This window comes from Patescibacteria group bacterium (genome assembly GCA_028710985.1).
Lineage (GTDB): Bacteria > Patescibacteriota > Patescibacteriia > JAHJFT01 > JAHJFT01 > JAQTTB01.
This window is the reverse complement of record JAQTTB010000001.1, coordinates 516,090-535,712: the sequence shown is the minus strand read 5'-3', so window position 1 is coordinate 535,712 and position 19,623 is coordinate 516,090. Positions and strand designations below refer to the sequence as shown.

The window sequence follows — 19,623 nt, the reverse complement described above, 5'->3', positions numbered from 1 at the left end:
GCCGAATGGACCAGAATCAACTGAATTAAGATTTATGCAATATCAGCCAGTCATCGGGCTGGAAATACACGTTCAGCTCAAGACTAAAACCAAGATGTTCTGTCCGTGCGCCAATGTGCCGGACGGCACTCCGGCTAATACGGCGGTCTGTTCGGTTTGCACCGGCCAGCCGGGCGCTTTGCCGGTGGTGAATTCCACGGCCATTGAATTCGGCATTCGCGCCGCGGCGGCCCTGGGCTGCACGATCCAGGAACGTTCAAAATTCGACCGCAAGAATTATTTCTATCCGGATCTGCCGAAAGGCTACCAGATATCGCAATACGACATGCCGATCGCCAAGGACGGCTATCTTGAAATCGAAATTCCGAAGGGACCGCGCAACTATGCCCGCATAAATATCATCCGGGTGCATCTTGAAGAAGACGCGGCTAAATCTTTTCACGATGAAAAAGACGCCACGCTGGTTGATTACAACCGCGGCGGCACCCCGCTCATTGAAATCGTGACCGCGCCGGACATCGCGACTCCGTTTGAAGCCAAAATTTTTTTGCAAGAGCTGCGCACAATTATGCGCTATCTCGGAGTTTCCAACGCCGACATGGAGCGCGGCGAGCTGCGCTGCGACGCCAATGTAAGCTTGCGGCCGGCCGATACGCAGACTCTGTTTCCGAAAACCGAAATCAAAAACCTGAATTCATTCAAGGCCGTTGAACGCGCACTGGAATATGAAATCATGCGCCAGGAAAAACTCTGGGGACAGGGGAAGCCGCCGAGCCAGCAGTCAACCCGCGGCTGGGACGAAGATGCGGGCGAAACCGTGGAACAACGCGTCAAGGAAGCCGAGCAAGATTACCGCTATTTTCCCGAACCGGATATTCCCCCGCTTGATTTGGGCGACATGATTACCCGCGCAAAATCCGCCCTGCCGGAGCTTCCGGCCGCCAAGAGAAAAAGATTCATGGATGAATACGGATTTTCGGGCGAGAACGCGCGGTTTCTTACGAGCGACCTCGACTGGGCCGAATACGCGGAAAACACCGTGAGCGAACTCAAGGAATGGCTGGCGTCGGTTCCGGACCTGGACGGCACGTCCGAAGAAATTTACGAAAAGAACAAGAATAAACTCGCGAAACTTGTCGGCGGATGGCTCTGCTCCAAGCTCGCGGGCGCCATGGCGGATAAAAATATTGACATCAAGAATCTGAAAATCACGCCGGAAAATTTCGCCGAATTCGTGAGCCTAATTTACGCGAATAAGGTCGGCAGCGCCGCCGGGCAAAAAATTCTTGCAGCCATGCTTGAAACCGGCCAGGATCCGAGCCAGATTATGGAGGACCGCGAACTCGGGCAGATGAGCGACGTAGCGGAAATTGAACAAATCGTCCGCCAGGTAGTTGAAGATAATCCGGACAAGGCCGAGGCCTACCGCGCCGGAAAAACCGCGCTCATCCAATTTTTTGTCGGCCAGGTGATGATAAAATCCGAAGGAACCGCGGATCCGAATATCACGAAGGTTCTGCTTGAAAAATTTTTACAAAAATAATGTAGAGGTCACATATATGCGACCTCTACAAAAAAATATCGCCCGTACCGGGCGATATTTTTATTTTTGTAAAAATTCCTGGACTAATTTTTTGGCCTGATTATAATTATCCAGCCAGTTCACGCGCGAATCGCGCTTGAACCAGGTCTCCTGACGCTTTGAATATCGACGGGTATCTTTTTTCAGAAATCCGATCGCATCCCTGAGCTCGCATTCGCCCCGCAAGTAGCATCCCATCTGCCGGTAGCCGATACCCGAAAGCCCGGGGTCCCCCCATTTAAAATTGCGGGAGAGCAAGTTTTGAATTTCCTGAACCAGGCCTTCTCTAACCATCCGGTCAACTCTCCGGTCAATTCTTTCGTAAAGCAGCGGCCGCGGAACGCGCACGCCGATTTGCAATGCATCAAAAATCGGATTACCCATGGCCCGCTGTTCGGAAAAGGGCTTGCCCGTCAAAATGCAGACTTCAAGCGCGCGGATGATGCGGCGTTTGTTCTGTGGATCAACCACCTTAAGGGCGCCGGGATCCATGCGACCGAGAAGGCTCCAAAGCTCTTCATTGCTTTTGGTCTCAAGGCTTTTGCGCAGATTCTGGTTCGCTTTAACCTTGGGAATCTTCATGTTGTCAATTACCGCTTTAATGTAGAGACCGGTACCGCCAACCAAAATCGGGAGTTTGCCGCGCGACTGGATTTCGCGGATGCGGCGGATGGCGCGGCGCTGGAATTCGGCGACGCTAAAGTCGCGGTTCGGTTCAAGAAAATCAATCAGATAATGCGGCACGCCCTGAACCTCATAAAAGCGCCGCCCGCCGACCCGGCGCCAGCGGCCCGGCTCCTTGGCCGTGCCGACGTCCATCCAACGGTAAATCTGCCGCGAGTCAGCATTAACAATCTCGCCGTTGAATTTTTTGGCTAATTCAAGGCTCCAGGTCGTCTTGCCGCCGGCCGTCGGGCCAACCACGGCAACGAGTTTATTACTCTTTTTTATCATTAATGAGGGCCAATTTACCTTCCAAAATCCACAGTTTAGGGACTTCAATAATAACAGGCCGGATTTGGCCTGTCAAATCCCCGAGGTGTGAAAAATTCACCAGCTTCATTTCTGCTGAATTGCCGCGGCAAATGCCGGCGGCGCATGAATCCACAAGCACGGAAACCTCGCGGCCGGCGTATGCCTGATTCTTCCGCAGAGTGATTTCGCGCATGGTGTTTTCCAGCTCCTGCCAACGCCACTCTTTTTCCTCGCGCGGGACATCGTCTCCATAGGCTTTAACCGCGGCCGTGCCGGACCGCGGCGAATAAATCGCGTTGTATGATATATCAAACTCAATTTCACGGTAGAGACTCAGAGTCTCCTCAAATTCCTCGGCTGTTTCGCCCGGAAATCCGACAATGATATCCGTACCGATGGCAATCCCCGGCCGCGCGCTGCGGACTTTTTTGATAATTTCTATATACTCTTCGCGCGTATATGGTCGATTCATCCTCGCGAGTACCGAATTGCTCCCCGACTGGACCGGGAGATGGAGATAATTGGCCTGGCGCGGCAGCGCGAGCGCGGCAATCACCTCATCGGTCATGTGGCTCGGATGCGCCGCGGTAAAGTGGATGCGTTCAATCCCGGAAATTTGATTAAGCTCCCAAAGCAGAGCGGCAAAGTTGTCTTTGAACGGATTTTTTGAATTAAAATTTTCCGCATCCGCGGCTATGTAATTATTCACGGTCTGGCCGAGCAGGGTGATTTCCAGACAACCGCCGGCGGCGAGAGCGCGCGCCTCAACCAGAATGTCACTGAGTAGCCGATGGCGCACCGGGCCGCGCGCGAACGGCACGACGCAGTAAGCGCAGTACTTATCACAGCCGGTCTCGATTGTAATGAATGCTTTAAACTTGTTTTGATGCTTTGGCGCGATTTTGAGATAATCGGGATCAACTTCCAGAATGCCGATTTCCGGATTCCGGGCACGGAGCATGGCCGGAAGATGCGGCAAGTCGCTAATTGGGAAATACAAATCAAGACCGGGCATTTTTTTAAAAAATTCCCCTCTTTTGTCACGGCCGGGCATACAACCGGTAACGCCAATGATGAGCCCCGGCTTTTTGATTTTTAATTTATTAAATTTCTTCACCTGCCCATAAACGCGGTCTTCGGCCGACTGGCGCACCGAGCAGGTATTTATCAAAATAAAATCCGCCTCTTCGGGACGAAGAGTTTGAGTCAGGCCGAGACTATCGAGTAACGCGGCAGCGCGCTCGGAATCGGATTTATTCATCTGACAGCCCAGGGCAATGAGATGATAATGTTTAGTCATGGATTTTGATTATAACCCCGGAATAAAGAAAATTCAAGACTTGACTTTTTGCCTAAAATATGCTAAAATTGTAGTAATAATCAATATATATTTTCAATATGCCGGAAACCGGAGCACAATTCGAATCCTATAGTCCGCAGGAATTTAAAGCTGAAAAGAAAGGCCCGCCGCCGATTCCCGAAGCCGCGAAGAGGAGAATGCCTCCCCCGCTGCCCGAAGCGGCGCGCGCCAAAGCCCGAGCGGCCGAAGAAGCGCAGATTGAAGAAATCCGCGAGGACATTGGCATTGCCGAAAACTCGCCGGAGATTGAAAAATCCGCCGAAGCCACGGCTTATTCTTTGAAAGGCGACCATGAAAAAAACGAAGACGCGCTCGCGGCCGGCGATAATTATGTTCTGGTGGCCGACGGCATGGGCGGGCAAATGGGCGGTTATGAAGCCTCGCACACTATCCGCGACACGGTGAAAGATTTTTATAAGCGCCATGACGCGCTACTCCGCGACAGCGCGGCCAAGGGCGACCAAAAAACCATTGAAGAAAGCCTGCGCAATCTCATGTTTACTTCACAGAAAGAAATGGCGACCTTTGCCGCCTTACACGGCGATGACTTAAGGGCCGATAAAAGCCGCGGCGCTGAAGCGATGGGTGCGACCTTCAGCATGATGCACCGCTGGACCCAGCCGGGCGAAAAAGGAATCCTGGGCTTTGGTAAAAAAGAACCCCAGGAAAAAGTGACAGTCGCGCACATGGGCGACAGCCGGGTGATGCGGCTCCGCGGCGGAAAGATGGAGCGCCTGACCCGCGACAGTTCGCCGGCGCAGTTTCTGATTGACGAGGGAATTTTTCCGGATGACCAGTCAACCGACACGCGCTACACCCTGGAAGAACTGGATAATATTATTTCTCAAAAATTTCCTGAACCATCGGCCGGCGCGATTAAAAAAATGGTGCTTGGCGACATCTTAGAGAAAGGTCCAAGAGTGATCAAGCAGGGGTATTTTTCAGAAGAGGGCGGAGCAAAAAAAGCAACCTTTAGCATCAACGAGATCCGCGAAAAAACCACAGGCATCAGTTCCAAGAGCGCGGCCGACATTGAATCCGCGGCCCAAATCTTTACCGTAGACGCGAAAAAAGGCGATGTATTTTTTGAAACAAGCGACGGCATTCATGACAATCTTTTCGATGACGAAATTGAGAAAATTGCCAAAAAATTCGCCGACGATCCGAACCGCATGAGCCAGATGCTGGTGGTTGCATCAAAAATCCGCATGGGCAAAATGAGCCTGGACCAGTATCCGGAACTTAAAAATATTGTGCGGACCGACAAGCTGGCACAGGAACGGGCCAAGCAGGATGATTCCACGGCCGGAGCGATGCTGGTACATTAATTATAAATTGAAAAACGCCCCTCGATAAGCTCGGGGCGTTTTTTGATTAAAAAAAGACGAACCCGGAGTGGGTTCAGTCAAGAAGTTCGCGATGACAGCGGCTGTTGGGTTTGGTGAACATTTCCCCGCACTGGTGGGAGAAGATTATCTCCGGAACCATGGTGGTTGAGTTGGGATCCTCGAGCAGCGCCGTGTAAAGCGGCGCATCTACGGGTTCAAGCTCGAGGTAGTAGGGCAGGCCGTCCCAGACTTCCTTAACGCGGAAATCCTGGACCTGGCTCCGGAACTCAAACGTGATCTCGAGCTTGGAAAGCTCGGAAACCGGCAGACTGTCCAAGCCGCGGTCAATCACCAGAATGAGCTTGCGGTCCGCGACCGGCACGGTCTTGGGCACTATGGTGAGCGAGGCTTCGGCAATGCCGTCTTCTAAATCAGCCGGAGATACGGAATCCACGACCGGAGGCGAGTTGACAGAATCCATGGCGTCCTCCTATTCGGAACAGGCCAATTTACCATAATTTAGCCAAAATGTCAAGAGGCTGTAGGGGCGACCCTTGCGGTCGCCTATTTTAGACGGCATTAAAACAGGGCAGGCACAAGGCCTGCCCCTACAGAATATTTTTACACGCTTATAATTTATGTCCGGTTCTTTATCTCGCCGAGGATTTTTTCTGTAAATTCCGGCTTGGCCATCTTGATCTGGTCCTTTTCTCCCCGAACGCGGACGGTCATTTCTTCTCCGCTCATTTCTTTATCCCCGACCACGAGCATGTAGGGTACTTTTTCTTTTTCCGCCTTGCGGATTTTATTGCCCACGGTTTCATTGGCATCATCAACGCGCGAACGAATGCCCAGGGATAAAAATTCTTTGTGCAAAGCGGCGCAAAAATCAATGTGCCCGGCTCCGACCGGTATGAGTTTCACCTGAACCGGTGCGAGCCAGACCGGAAAAGCGCCGCTGAAATGCTCAATCAGCATGGCGATGGTGCGCTCAAGTGAACCGGTGAACCCACGGTGAATGATGATGGGATAAGCGTCTTGTCCCTTATCATCAATATAAGTCATGCCAAGCCGCTCGGCCATGAAGAAATCGATCTGAAGCGTGGACATCTGCCATTCGCGGCCGATGGCGTCGTGAACGATGAAATCGAGCTTTGGCCCGTAGAAGGCGGCTTCGCCCTTGCCGATAACATACTTGATGTTATTCGCTTTGACGATTTTTTCCAGCAGGGCTTCGGCCTTGTTCCAGGTATTCTGGTCGGAAATATATTTTTCCGTGTTCTCCGGATCGTGCGTGGAAAGCCGGACATAATAGTCTTTGAGTTGGAACGCATCAAACATCTTTTTCGCCATGCCGATGAGGCGCGGGTATTCTTCTTCAATCTGGCTCGGCATAATAAAAATGTGGGCGTCATCAATTGTAAGGCAGCGCACGCGCGCGAGTCCGCCGAGTTCACCGGATTTTTCAAAACGATAGCAGGTTCCGTCTTCGGTGATGCGCAGCGGCAGTTCGCGGTAGCTGTGCGGCTTGTTTTTATAAATCATGTAGTGATGCGGGCAGTTCATCGGCCGGAGCACGTAGGTTTCGTCCTCCATGCCGAAAGCTGGAAACATGGTGTCTTGATAATGGTCCCAGTGACCAGTGAGCTTGTAGAGATCACTTTTCGCGATTTGCGGAGTCCAGACCCTTTCAAAGCCGACTGTGTCTTCAATCTCGCGCTCGAGCTTAAGAATCTCATCGCGTAGAACGCGGCCGTTCGGCAATAAGAGAGGCAGGCCCTTGCCGATGTTTTCGTTGAATATGAAAATATCCAGCTCTTTGCCGAGCTTGCGGTGGTCGCGCTTGGTGGCCTCTTCCTGGACGCGAAGATACTCGTCCAGATCTTTCTGTTTTTCCCAGGCCGTGGCGTAAATGCGCTGGAGCATGGGGTTCTTTTCCGAACCGCGCCAATAGGCTCCGGCAAGATTCAGAAGTTTGAAGACTTTTATTTCACCAGTATTTTTGACATGAGGGCCGCGGCAGAGATCAACGAAATCGCCGGTGCGGTAAATTGAAATTTTTTCTCCTTCCTGCACGAGCTCCTGCTCTTCGCTGGATTTGAATTTCGTAGTGCCCTTCTCTTTGATATCGCGGAGAAGCTCAACTTTGTAATCCTGGCCAAGTTTTTTGAACAGATTGATAGCTGATTCGATATCCATTTCCTCGCGCTCAAACTCAATTTTTTCTTTAATAATCTTCTCCATCTCTTTCTCTATCTTCTCCAAATGTTCGGGCGTGAGATTCTCTCTGATGTCAAAATCATAATAAAAACCGCACTCAATTACCGGACCGATGCCGAACTTGGCATCCGGAAAAAGTTTTTGTACGGCCGCGGCCATGACATGGGCGGCCGAATGGCGCATGATTTCTAATTTGTCATGTTTTTCCATAATTTTTATTCAGTCCCTCCATAAATTATTTCATATTCAATATGATCTTCCAAATTCGGGACGCGCTTGAGCCAGAACGGGCTTGAGGAAATTTCGACATTCTCAATTGACGGCGAACTCATAAGATACTTTTTAGCGTCATCCACGCCAAGGCCGGTAATTTTCCGCTTGTCCAAAAGCCGGCTGTTCTCTTTGAGGCGCGCCTCGCCGAACGCGCTCACTGCGAGATTAACAATTCCGGTTGATGAATCATAGCGGCCAATCGTGAAGATAATACTGTCTTCCATGATGTCACCGAGCGTGTGATCACTATCCATGGCCTCCTCTAGTTTGGACGCCATCACGCCGTCCATTTGTTCGGCATTATAGAAAACCGCAATAACCTTGACCTTAAGCTTGATTGTGAATTTGTCAGCCTCCTGCCCAGGAATTGTGTCTGAAACTTTTTCCAACGTTTCAATTGAAAAAACCGGTTTGGAGAAACGCGGATCCGCGTTCTCGCTGATTAAATCGGCCTTGACCTGCTCTAATATTTCACTTGCAAGCTCCGACTCGGCGCGAGTGAGATCGTCGGCGCTCACTACTTTCAAAGTTACGGTTCCGCCGGTCATCGGAGAAGCGGATTCGGCATAGATCTTGTCACGCAACCCTTCCCAGAGCCCGGGGATAATGAAATGAGACGGCCCGATTTCATATTCCGCGCCCTCTTTGTCGGCATGAGCAGTCGCCTTTATCTCGCCGCCGGCCGGTACAACGACGCTCTTATCGATACGAAAAATTTTTCCGTCCGTCGCCTGAAGACGCGTCGTCGCAATGAGCGCCTGATCTTTATTATATTTATTAATAATGGTTACTTCCCCGCCGGCCTTGGCTGGCGTTGTCTTGCCTTCGCCCGACGGCGTAAATTCTTTTGATTTTTCAAATATTCGCTCAACGATCCTACCCTCAACCTGATTAGGCGCGCTCGCCACCTTGACGATGTCGGCCACAAACTCAGCGCTTGCAGTTTCGGCGGCCGTGAATATCTTAATATGGGCGCTAGAGAATGAAAGATAGGCCACCAAGGCGAGTAATAAAATTGTCAGAATCAAAAAACTGATAGCAATCCGGCGGTACAGGCGTACCGCGGGCGGACGCTGTTTTACGATATGGGCGACTGGCTTACGCGTCACCTGGCGTTTTTGAGTGTCTTGTATCATAAAATTGTGTTTTTATTTGTGTGTAATATTATACCATTTTTACATTAAAAAAACACCTACGCCATGCGAATACTCTCGGGCCCGAGCAGGCCGCCAACCGCCTCGACAAGCCCGGCGGAATAATCCACGCGAATATCGGGCTCGATTTTTTTGGCCGCGTATCCGCTGCCAATTATGAGCCGCACCCGCTCTCCGCCCGGATACGCAAGAAGTACCTCCTTGAGCCGGGCCATAGTTTCGCCAGCGGCACTCCCCGGGATCTCGATCTGCACCGCGCGCGAAAGAGAAGCCGCGGACGGCGCCCAGCCGGCGCCGTTTTCCAGAATGGAAAGCGCCTGCATGCAATTTTCCTTATCCGCGGAGCAGGCGCTGTTCACTATTACTTTCGGTTCCCCATCTTTGTCCGAAATTTTTCCGGAAACGATTATCGTGTTATCCGCCTGCCAAACGGCGCTAAAATCACGGTAGGTATTGGGAAAAATAATAAGTTCAATATCTCCGGATGTGTCCTCAATTCTTGCAAACAGCATGGTTTCATTTTTTCTCGTCAGGATTTTTTTCATCGTTGTAAGCACGCCGCCAATTTTCACGAATCCCTCGCGCCGGTGCGCAAGCTCAGAAAGCCTTGTAATCGCATCACCGAGCGCCTCCTCGAGCTCGCGAAACGGATGTTCAGTGACGTAAAGGCCCAATAGTTCTCTCTCCCACTGCAGACGCTCTCTCTTTGGCGCGGCGGGGACAGGACGCAGGGTGAGCCTTGACCGGCCGACCTCGGGCGACCCGGCAAAGAGACTGGACTGGCCGCTTTCAATCTCTTTCTGAATGCCACGATGAAATTCCAAAAGTATTTCGATATTCTGCAAAAGCTGGTTCCGCTCGCCGAACAAATCAAGCGCGCCGGAGCGGATAAGCGATTCCAGGGATTTTTTGTTAAAATTCTTTGTATTGATGCGTGAAATAAAATCTTCAAGGTCGCGGAAATTGCCGTTCGCTTTTCTTTCGTGAACAATTGTCTTAACGATATCTTCACCGAGATTTTTGATTGCCGAAAGGCCCCAGCGAATTTTATTGGTATTAGGCACAATGGCAAATTTTCCAAATGACTCATTAACATCCGGCGGCAGGACCTCCAGCCCCATCTTGCGACACTCATCGACTTCAATGGTGATGCGGTCGATATTCTGGGAATCGGAATTCATGAGCGCGGCCATAAAACAATTGGGATAACGCGCCTTGAGAAACGCGGTGCGATAAGCGATCATGGCATAGCAGGTGGCGTGCGACTTGTTAAAACCGTATGCCGCGAAGTCTTCAAGACGCGTAAATACCTTGTCGGCTTTGTCACGCGCCACGCCCTGCTTGACCGCGCCCTTGATAAATTTATCCTTCATCTCCTTCATGAGCGCGGCAATCTTCTTTCCCATGGCCTTGCGCAGAGTATCGGCCTCGCCGCCGGTAAACCCGGCCATATCTTTTGAAACCTGCATGACCTGTTCTTGATAAACCGGAATGCCGTATGTGTTCTTGAGCGCGTTCTCCATCAGCGGATGCTCATATTCAATCCGCTCCTTACCGTGCTTGCGCCGGATGAAACTGTCAATCCATTGCATCGGGCCCGGGCGGTAGAGCGCAACCATGGCGATAATATCTTCCATTTCCGTGGGTTTAAGCTCTTTGATGTAGCGTTTCATGCCGTCTGACTCAAGCTGAAACACACCCGTCGTTTCGCCGCGACCGAGAAGTTCGAATGCCTTCTTATCATCCAGAGGAATTTTTTCGATATCAATTTTTTCGTGATAAACCGCGCCGATGATATCCAACGCGTTCTGAATGATGGTCAGGTTCGCGAGCCCCAAGAAGTCCATCTTCAGAAGACCGATATCCTCAATCGGATGGAGCGAATACTGAGTAACCCGATCAATGTCGCCATCCGGCACCGCCTGGAGAGGCACATATTCAGTGAGCGGCTTGTCGGAAATAACGATGCCGCAGGCGTGCTGGGACGCGTGGCGCACGGTCCCCTCGAGTTTCATGGAGAGATCGAGAAGCTCTTTGACACGCGCGTCTCCCTCGTAGACAGCGCGGAGCTCGGGATTTTCCTTGACTGATTTCACGAGCGGAATATGCTTACCCTGAATCGGCGGCGGGATGAGTTTGGCAATGCGATCAACTTCTCCGTACGGCCAGCCGAGGACGCGGCCAACATCGCGCACCGCAGCGCGCGAGGCCATTGTCCCGAAGGTAATGATTCCAGCGACATTGTCGCTGCCGTATTTTTTCACGACGTACTCAATCACCTCGCCGCGGCGGTCATCGGCAAAATCAAGGTCGATATCCGGCATGGAAATGCGGTCCGGATTCAAAAATCTTTCAAACAGCAGGCCGTAGCGCAATGGATCGATGTCGGTAATTTTTAAAACATACGATACGATCGAACCGGCGGCCGAGCCGCGGCCCGGGCCGACCATAATGCCTCGATCCTTGGCCCAGTTCACAAAATCCGAAACAATCAGGAAATACGAGGCAAAACCCATTCGTTCAATAGTGCTAAGCTCGTACTCAAGCCGTTCGCGGATTTCCGGTCCGGCGACGGGAAAGCGATCCCCAAGTCCCTTTTCGCAAAGACGGCGCAGATAGGCGTTGTCGGATTCGCCGGTCGGCACGTGAAAAACCGGAAGAATGTTGCCGCCGAGCGGAATTTCCACATTGCAGCGCTCGGCGATTTTCACGGTATTCTCAATCGCTTCGGGAACGTGAGCAAAGGCCTCGGCCATGTGCTCGGGCGATGTCATCGAGGCGTCATGGTTGGCCATGTTGAGGCGGTCCGTGTCATTTACGGTCTTACCGGTCTGCACGCAAGTCAGCAGATCCTGTGCCTGGCGATCGTCGGGATAAACGTAATGAATGTCTTTAGTGGCGATAAGTGGGGTGCCGGTCGCTTTGGCGAGATCCATGATGCGCGGATTTAAAATTTCGTATTCCGGCAATTCGGGGTGGTCCTGAAGCTCAAGAAAAAAATTATCTGCCCCGAAAATTGATTTATATTCGGTAACCAGGTTCTCCGCGTCTTCAAAGCGTTCGGCCATAAGAGCGCGCGGTATCTGACCGCCCAGACAAGCGGTTGACGCAATTATTCCGCGTGAATACTCCCGCAAAATTTCTTTGTCCATGCGCGGCCGATAATAAAATCCCTCAAGATATGCCTTTGAGGTTAGCCGCAGAAGATTTTTGTATCCCTCAAGCGTTTCGGCAAGCAGAACGAGATGGAACGCGCCGTCATCAATTCTGGGCCGCTTATCAAAGCGGCGGTTCGGCGCAACATAAGCCTCGACGCCGATAATCGGCTTAATTCCCTCTTTCCGGCAGGTCGTATAAAATTCAATAGCGCCGTACATGGCGCCATGATCGGTTAGTGCGAGTGCCGGCATACCAAGCTCCTTGGCCCGACTAACCAAAGCGGGAATTTTTCCAAGACCGTCAAGAAGAGAATAATGGGAGTGCGTGTGCAGGTGTACGAATTTCATAATTATTTTTCATCGGACCCTCCTATTATATTTCTATCTTTGTCTTTTTTGTTCTTTTAGATTCTTTATTCTCGGTAAAATATTTAACAAGATAGCGTGCGCCGTCGGCAATCAGAGCGAGATGCACCGAAGAATGCTCAATCTTTTCACGGACGCCGCGAATTGCGTCGTCAATGGCCTGCATTTTTTCTTTGAGCTCGTTCATTAAGCTATGGGCCTGGCGCAAGATCATGGCGACATAATAAATAACCCAGCAGAGAAAAATCGTCACCCAAAGAACGCAGAACGCGATAACGATGTAAAGAATATCCTTGCTCGAATCAAACATATTTTTGTTTTTATATAAATAATTTTTCTTGGAATTATTTTCGCAGTGAAATCTTCTTCGCGGCGAGCGACGACAGTATTTTTGAAATTTCACGGTCAATCTCCGGAGCCTCGAGCGTCCTTTCGGAGTGACGGAGCTCCAGATGCAGGGCCAGACTTTTGGTGCCTTGCGGAATTTTCTCGCCGCGGTAAGTGTCAAAAAGTTCAATGCCCGCGACGAGACTGCTGGCTCCGCGGATCGCGGCCTCAAGTTCATTGTACAGCAGGCCTTCCGAGCAAACAAGGGCGATGTCGCGGCGGACCGACGGAAACCTGGCGAGCGGGTAAAATTTGACGTTTCGGCCAACGATAAGCTCGGGCAGGGGCTCAAGCTCCACTTCCAAATAGCCGACCCGTTCGTTCACGCCGAATTCCTTTGCTTTTGCCGGATGAAGTTCAAATACCTTGCCCACGAGCTTCTCGCCGGCAAAAATGTAGGCCGTGCGGGCCGGGTGTTCATAAGGCTTGGGGCTTGCGACCGGCTTAAACTTGCAATCGATGCCGACGGCATAGAAAAAATTCGCCGCAAGATCGCGGGCCTGCTCAAACGGATCCCGGCCGCCCTGATTCATAACCGCCGCCGCCAGCCGACGCTTTTCTTCGGGCAGATAGGTTTTCTTTTTCGGATCGGCGATGATATCGCTCGGTTTATTAAGATAGACGCTTCCGATTTCAAAGACCATGATATCCGGGAAAGAGTGCTGATTGGACGAGATATTCTTAATTAAATTGGGGAGCATGTTCGGACGGAGCAGGGCCTCTTCCCTGGAAATCGGATTCTTTATTTTTATGCATCCGTCGTCAATGCCGAGGCGCGATAAATCCCGTTCGCTGATGAAGGAATAATTATAAACCTCGCTCGCGCCCAGCCCGGCAAGTATATCGCGGACCCGGTGCTCAAAAACCGGCAGAGGGCTCTGGGGCGGCGGAGTGATTTCAAATTTGGGCAGACGGGATTTTACTTTGTCATAGCCGTGGATGCGCAGAACCTCTTCAATCAGATCTTCGGCAATGACAATGTCTTTGGTCGCCCGCCAGCTTGGAATTTTTACATTCAAGATGTCGCCGGCGCCGGCCGATACAAAACCCAGACTTTTTAATATTGAGGCCACCCGGGCGCGCGGAAGCTTGAGGCCGACTTTGCTTTCAAATGATTTTAAACTGAGTTTGATCGGCCCCTGCTTCAGGGAAAATTTGGCCGCGTCGACAAGCGGCGAGGCGATGCGCGCCTCGGGGCACATTTCCATAATGAGCTTGGCGGCGCGGAGAATCGCGGTTTCCGCAAGATTGGGATCAAGACTTTTTTCGAACCGAATTGATGATTCGGTCCGGAGTCCGAGTCTGGTTGAAGTCTTGCGGATTGAATACGGCTCAAAATTCGCGGATTCAATGACGATTGTTTTCGTTGCGCCGCTGATTCCACTGTCGCGGCCGCCCATGATGCCGGCAACCGCGACCGGCCCTTTGGCGTTCGCGATAACAAGCATTTCGGAATCAAGATTCCTCGGAATTTCGTCAATCGTTGTAATCTTCTCGCCCCTCGCGGCCCGGCGGACCATGATTTCGCCGCCCGGAATCAGGGAATAATCAAACGCGTGCAAGGGCTGCCCGAGCTCAAGAAGAATATAATTTGTCGCGTCAACTATATTATTGATCGGCCGGACATTGAGCGCGGCGAGCCTTTTCTGCAGGACGACCGGCGACGCGGCGATTTTAATATTATCAATCACGAGCCCCATATAACGCGGGCAGAGGGCGCTGTCCAGGATTTTTACTTTTAATTTTTTGGCTGTCCCCTTTTTGGGCGATTTGATTTTCTGCAAATCTACGGGTTTTAATTTTCCGCCGTAAATTGCGGATAATTCGCGCGCCATGCCGTAATGACCCCAGAGGTCGGGCCGGTGCGTGAGCGACTTGTTGTCAACTTCAAAAATCGTGTCGGTCAGGCCGAGAGCCCTGGCAAACGGGGCGCCCGGTTTGGCCCGGGTTCCGGTGATATCCAGGATACCGTGCTCGGGATTTAATTTTTCGGAAAGGCCGAGCTCTTCGGCCGCGCAAATCATGCCGCGCGATTCAATGCCGCGGATCTTTGCCGGCGCGAGCTCCTGGAGTTCGCCTTCGCCGTGCCAGCGAACGCGGGCGCCGACACGCGCAACCGCGACCAGCATGCCCTCGGCTACATTGGCTCCGCCGCAGACGATGGAAAGCTTTTCCGTTCCCACATCAACGACGCAAATTTTGAGCTTATCGGCGTTCGGATGTTTTGAAACTTTTAAAATTTTTCCGACCACGACTTTATCAAGGTTTTTGCCCTCTTCCTGCCAGCCCTCAACTTCCACCACGGTAAGAGATAATTTCAAAGCCAGGTCTTTGTCAGAAAGACTCTTGGGTATGGCGCAATATTCGTTTAGCCAGTTTCTGGAAACAAGCATAACTTAGTCTAAAGTTAAAAGTCTAAAGTCAAGTCAAAAATCAATAAGTCCATTATAAATTAACTTGTAAACTTTTAACTCAACTTTTAACTTTTGATTTTTAACTTTTGACTAAAATTGCTGGATAAACCTCAGGTCGCCACTTAGGAAATGGCGGATATCGTCAATGTTATATTTAAGCATCACGAGCCGCGTCAGCCCGAAACCAAAGGCAAATCCCTGATATTTTTTGGGATCAGCGCCGCCAACCGAGAGAACGTTCGGATGAATCATGCCGGCGCCGAATATCTCAAGCCAGCCGCTCCCCTTGCACAGGCGGCAGCCCTTGCCGCGGCACAAGAAACAGGTGACCTCGCCGTTCACACCGGGCTCGACAAACGGGAAAAATTTCGGACGCAAGCGCACTTCGGTTTTTTGTCCGTAAAGATGCCGCGCGACAATTTCCAGCACCCCCTTCATATCGGCGAAACTCGTATCCTCGCTTATTACGACCCCCTCAAGCTGATAAAACGTGTGCTCATGGCGCACGTCGGTCGCTTCATTCCGAAAACAACGGCCCGGCCCGATCATGCGGAGCGGAACGCCGTATTTTTGCATCGCGCGTATCTGAATCGGCGATGTCTGGGTGCGCAGAACCAAATCATCCCGGCCTTCTATATAGAATGTATCCTGCATATCGCGGGCCGGATGGTGCGGCGGAATATTCAGGGCTTCAAAATTATAATAATCCGATTCAAGCTCCGGACCGGCGGCAACAATGAAACCCATACCGCGGAACAGGTCTTCGAGCTCGCGCTGAATTATGGAAACCGGATGAAGATGGCCGACCCGGCGGCGCGCCGGCGCGGTGATATCAACCCGTTCTTTCTGCCCGAGTCCCCTGAATTCCGCGGCGGAAAAAGTTTTAATTTTTTCTTTAATAATTTTTTCAAGCTGAACCTTGAGCGCATTGGCTTCGCTTCCAAGGGCGCGCCGACGCTCCATGGGCAGCCGGTCCAGACCGCGTAAAATCCGCGTCAATTCACCGCGGCGTCCCAAATATTTAATTTCAATATCCCCGGCCGTCCTGCTGTCTCTTGCGGCGGCGATTTCCTGATTAAATTTTTTTGATAAACCTTCCAGCTGCGCGTCCATAAATTTAAACTCCGATTAGTTTCTTTAATCCGCCGATAATCTGGCCGCTTGCGCGCACCAGGTCGCGGTAAGTAATGAGCACGACCAGAACCATAAGCAGGGCAAAACCGATATTGTGTATCAGGCTCTCAAGCCTGACGCTCACCGGGCGGCGCCGAATTTTTTCTAAGATAAGGAAAAACACGCGGCCGCCGTCCAGCGCCGGGAAGGGCAGAAAATTCACCACCGCGAGATTGATTGAAAGAAAAGCGGTAAATTGCAAAAGATAGGTAATGCCCATGCGCACCGCGCGTCCGGTAAGCACCGCGATGCCGACCGGTCCGGAGAGATCCACGGCAACTTCCTGTTTCACCACAAGATTTTTGATGAGTTCGCCGAAAGCAATAATAACTTCGCCGGTGAGAAAAACGGCCGACTGGGTGCCGCGCCAAATCGCGACATGGAACGGATACGAAACCAGGCCCACGTCGGCGAGGCCGATGCCGATGCCCCCGCCATGCGGGGTTTCAGCAAGCTTCACGGGGGTGATTTTTTTTACAAGCTCAGTCCCCTGGCGGTTGAAAATAAATTCGGTTTCCTGATTCTCGCGGCCGCTGACATATTCCTGCACTTCAGCGGTGGTGGTAAAATCCCGGCCGTCAATTTTTTGAATAACATCGCCGGAGGCAAGTCCAGCCGCGGCGGCGGGTGAATCCTTAAGAACGGAAAGAATCTGTATCTCGCGGTCGCGCACGATCGCGCCGGTCGGAGGTTCATCATCAACCACCGACGGCAGGCCAAGCATAAAACCGAGCGAAAGAATGCCGGCCGCCAGAACCACATTCATAATCACGCCGGCGGAAAGCATTAAGGCCCTCTGCCAGATTTTTCGGGTGGAAAAACTGTCGTTATCGCCCTGCGCCTCGCCGCTTTCACCTTTGATTTTTACAAATCCGCCGACCGGGATCCAGTTCAGCGAATAGATTGTCCGCTTAAAAACGGCTTCATCTTTTCCGCCGACGACGCGCCATTTTCCGGCATCATCCTTGACCACGCCGACAATCCGCGGCGGCAAACCAAAACCAAACTCCTCGGCTTTGACGCCGAAGAGCCGCGAAACCCAAAAATGGCCGAGCTCATGGGCAAAGACCAGCAGGGAGAGAACCGCGATGAAAATAATAATCGTGAGAAGCATAATGAGAGATCCCTCGCCCCCGCACTGCGGGGGACTCGGGATGAGAGCATTAAAAAATATTTAATGCTCTCATATAGTATCATTTTTGTGGAAGGCGGGCAAGCCGGTATTTAGATGATATTCTGCCGGTTGGCGACAAAGGGCACGCATTCGCGGATATCCTCTTTGCCGAGGATAAATTGGGCAATTCGGGCCAGACCGAAGCCGCAGCCGGCGTGGGGCACGGACCCCTCGTTTTTAACCGCTTCAATATACCATTCAAAGTCATTCAGGCTGCCGCCGCGGTCAATCAGGCGTTTGAACATGCGCGAATTTTTGAGTCTTTTAACCAGGGTTGCATGGTCATGAATCCGGGCGGCCGCACCGACCGCCTCGCCGCCGTGGGGCAAAATCAGATCGCAGGAAAGCACGCGGCCCGGATGTTCGGGATCGGGTATCATGTTGAAAAATTTCTCAACTTCAATCTTTTTTTTAAAATCCCACATGGGATCCGGAAAACGGGTGATGAAAAGAGGCTCGCCGCCAAAATCACTGACTAATTTCTTCTCCTGCGCCGAGCCGATATCATCTCCCCATTCAATATCCTCGCCCGCGCGGATTAGATGATGAATTGCGTCATCGTAAGTAATCTGTTTGAATCTGCGCGGAACGCGGCTGAGCCTCTCCATCTGTTCGGCCGAAAGGCCGAGGCTCGCGGCGAGAGGCTTATTTTGCACAAAATGCTGAGCGATCCTCCAAATGATTTCGCTAATCTCGGCGAGAAGCTCGTCAAATCCGCCGGCGAATTCAATTTCCGCCATGGTGAACTCGGTGAGATGCCGGCCGTCAACGCTCGGTTCAGCGCGGAAACTCGGGCCCAGACAGAACACTTTTTTTAACGACGGAACAAAAGCCTCGAGATAAAGCTGGCCGGTCTGGGCAAGGTATCCCCGGCGGCCCTGAAACCAATTTTTATCTTCTTCCACCGAGACCTCGAAAAGCGTATTGATGTTTTCGCAAGCGCCGGACGCGCGCACGAGCCGCGGCACAACCACTTCGGTATATCCCCGCTCTTCAAGCCCGCCTCGGACCGACCGGATGATTTGGTGAAAGAGCCGGATAATGTTTTTGTCTTTGGTCATATTATTTTTATTATGTTAGTAAAAAAAATCGGCCCCGGGGGGACCGGGGCCGAAAGGCTGATAAAAAAATTCCTCCCAGCCGGGGAGGAATTTTGTCCCAAGAAATAATTTTTTGATTGGCGTAAACTTTTTTCTCATTCTATAACAGAATACCAGATGGGCAGAGCTTGTCAAATTTGGTTAGATTTAGCAAATTTTACTCCACCACCGCCTGCTCAAACTTAACCGCCCTTCCCAGCCATTTTGAGGCGATCCCTTCGGTATGGGATGAGACATCGCTTAAGTAAAAGCGGCTCTGCCCGGTAATTTGATTCTTAATAGCCGGATTATTCTTAATATATTCGACAATCCGGCTGACCACCTCTTCGGCTGAATCCACGAGCTTCACGCGCCGGCCGATTTTTTCCTGAATCTGGGATTTGAGCAATGGATAGTGAGTACAACCCAGAATTAGCGTATCGATCCCCTGCGCCTTGAGAGGCGCGAGATAGGCGCGGACAATTTTTTTGGTTTCCGGACGGCGCAGCCAGCCTTCTTCCACGAGCGGCACAAAAAGCGGGCAGGCCTGGCTCGCGACTTTTATCTGCGGATCAATGTCGTGGATCTTTGAGGCGTAAATACTGCTATTGACCGTACCGCGCGTGCCGATGACGCCGACATTTTTACTTGCGGTAACGCGGACCGCTTTTTCCACGGCCGGGGTAATCACTTCAAAAAGCGGCAGGCTGATTTCGGCTTGCAGCGCGTCAATCGCGAGCGCGGACGCGGTGTTGCAGGCCACGACGATAATTTTCGCGCCCTGGGAAATTAAAAAATGCGCGTCCTGGAGCGCGTAGCGTTCGATTGTCTGTTTGCTTTTATTGCCGTACGGGTAGCGCGCCGTATCGCCAAAATATATAATGCCGGCTTCGGGAATCTGCCGCATTAGTTCGCGCGCCACGGTCAGGCCGCCGATGCCGGAATCAAAAATGCCAATCATAGACGAGGTGGTAGCTTGT

At 51.6% G+C, this 19,623-nt stretch carries 14 protein-coding genes; 2 read left to right on the top strand and 12 right to left on the bottom strand.

The window, feature by feature from the left end:
• Positions 1-34: 34 nt before the first annotated feature.
• Entirely contained in the window at positions 35-1,543 is a 1,509-nt protein-coding gene (gatB, locus tag PHW53_02550; protein MDD4995316.1) for an Asp-tRNA(Asn)/Glu-tRNA(Gln) amidotransferase subunit GatB, read from the top strand.
• Between the two features lie 60 nt (positions 1,544-1,603).
• On the opposite strand, the gene miaA is transcribed toward gatB, so the two are convergent.
• A complete protein-coding gene (gene miaA / locus PHW53_02545; GenBank protein MDD4995315.1) occupies positions 1,604-2,536 on the bottom strand; it encodes a tRNA (adenosine(37)-N6)-dimethylallyltransferase MiaA in 933 nt (310 codons plus the stop codon).
• A complete protein-coding gene (gene miaB / locus PHW53_02540; protein ID MDD4995314.1) occupies positions 2,520-3,857 on the bottom strand; it encodes a tRNA (N6-isopentenyl adenosine(37)-C2)-methylthiotransferase MiaB in 1,338 nt (445 codons plus the stop codon). Before miaB ends, miaA begins: the two co-directional genes overlap by 17 nt.
• 98 nt (positions 3,858-3,955) lie before the next feature.
• Here miaB and PHW53_02535 point away from each other — a divergent pair, with 98 nt between their 5' ends.
• Positions 3,956-5,245, top strand: coding sequence for a hypothetical protein (locus PHW53_02535; protein MDD4995313.1), 1,290 nt, complete (start codon positions 3,956-3,958; stop codon positions 5,243-5,245).
• A gap of 73 nt (positions 5,246-5,318) precedes the next feature.
• On the opposite strand, the gene PHW53_02530 is transcribed toward PHW53_02535, so the two are convergent.
• The 10 genes from PHW53_02530 to murI all read right to left on the bottom strand — a co-directional run bounded on the left by PHW53_02530 (position 5,319) and on the right by murI (position 19,604).
• Positions 5,319-5,726 carry a hypothetical protein gene (locus PHW53_02530; GenBank protein ID MDD4995312.1) on the bottom strand — a complete coding sequence of 136 codons (408 nt, stop codon included), beginning with the start codon at positions 5,724-5,726 and terminating at the stop codon, positions 5,319-5,321.
• Between the two features lie 155 nt (positions 5,727-5,881).
• The gene (gene thrS, locus PHW53_02525) at positions 5,882-7,675 is read right to left on the bottom strand and encodes a threonine--tRNA ligase (GenBank protein MDD4995311.1); all 1,794 of its coding nucleotides are present in this window, start codon (positions 7,673-7,675) and stop codon (positions 5,882-5,884) included.
• Positions 7,676-7,680: 5 nt separating this feature from the next.
• Positions 7,681-8,874: a hypothetical protein gene (locus PHW53_02520; GenBank protein ID MDD4995310.1), complete on the bottom strand. Its 1,194-nt coding sequence runs from the start codon at positions 8,872-8,874 to the stop codon at positions 7,681-7,683.
• A 56-nt stretch (positions 8,875-8,930) separates the two neighbouring features.
• Positions 8,931-12,398 (bottom strand): DNA polymerase III subunit alpha, encoded by a 3,468-nt coding sequence (locus tag PHW53_02515; GenBank protein MDD4995309.1) that lies wholly within the window; start codon positions 12,396-12,398, stop codon positions 8,931-8,933.
• A 25-nt stretch (positions 12,399-12,423) separates the two neighbouring features.
• On the bottom strand, positions 12,424-12,726 hold the full coding sequence (locus tag PHW53_02510) for a hypothetical protein (GenBank protein MDD4995308.1): 303 nt from the start codon (positions 12,724-12,726) through the stop codon (positions 12,424-12,426).
• Between the two features lie 34 nt (positions 12,727-12,760).
• Positions 12,761-15,196 carry a phenylalanine--tRNA ligase subunit beta gene (gene pheT / locus PHW53_02505; GenBank protein MDD4995307.1) on the bottom strand — a complete coding sequence of 812 codons (2,436 nt, stop codon included), beginning with the start codon at positions 15,194-15,196 and terminating at the stop codon, positions 12,761-12,763.
• Positions 15,197-15,307: 111 nt separating this feature from the next.
• Positions 15,308-16,330 carry a phenylalanine--tRNA ligase subunit alpha gene (pheS, locus tag PHW53_02500; GenBank protein ID MDD4995306.1) on the bottom strand — a complete coding sequence of 341 codons (1,023 nt, stop codon included), beginning with the start codon at positions 16,328-16,330 and terminating at the stop codon, positions 15,308-15,310.
• A 4-nt stretch (positions 16,331-16,334) separates the two neighbouring features.
• A complete protein-coding gene (gene rseP / locus PHW53_02495) occupies positions 16,335-17,504 on the bottom strand; it encodes an RIP metalloprotease RseP (protein ID MDD4995305.1) in 1,170 nt (389 codons plus the stop codon).
• A 110-nt stretch (positions 17,505-17,614) separates the two neighbouring features.
• Complete coding sequence (locus PHW53_02490) at positions 17,615-18,625, bottom strand: hypothetical protein (protein ID MDD4995304.1); 1,011 nt, start codon at positions 18,623-18,625, stop codon at positions 17,615-17,617.
• 196 nt (positions 18,626-18,821) lie between these two features.
• A complete protein-coding gene (murI, locus tag PHW53_02485; GenBank protein MDD4995303.1) occupies positions 18,822-19,604 on the bottom strand; it encodes a glutamate racemase in 783 nt (260 codons plus the stop codon).
• Between the last annotated feature and the right edge of the window lie 19 nt (positions 19,605-19,623).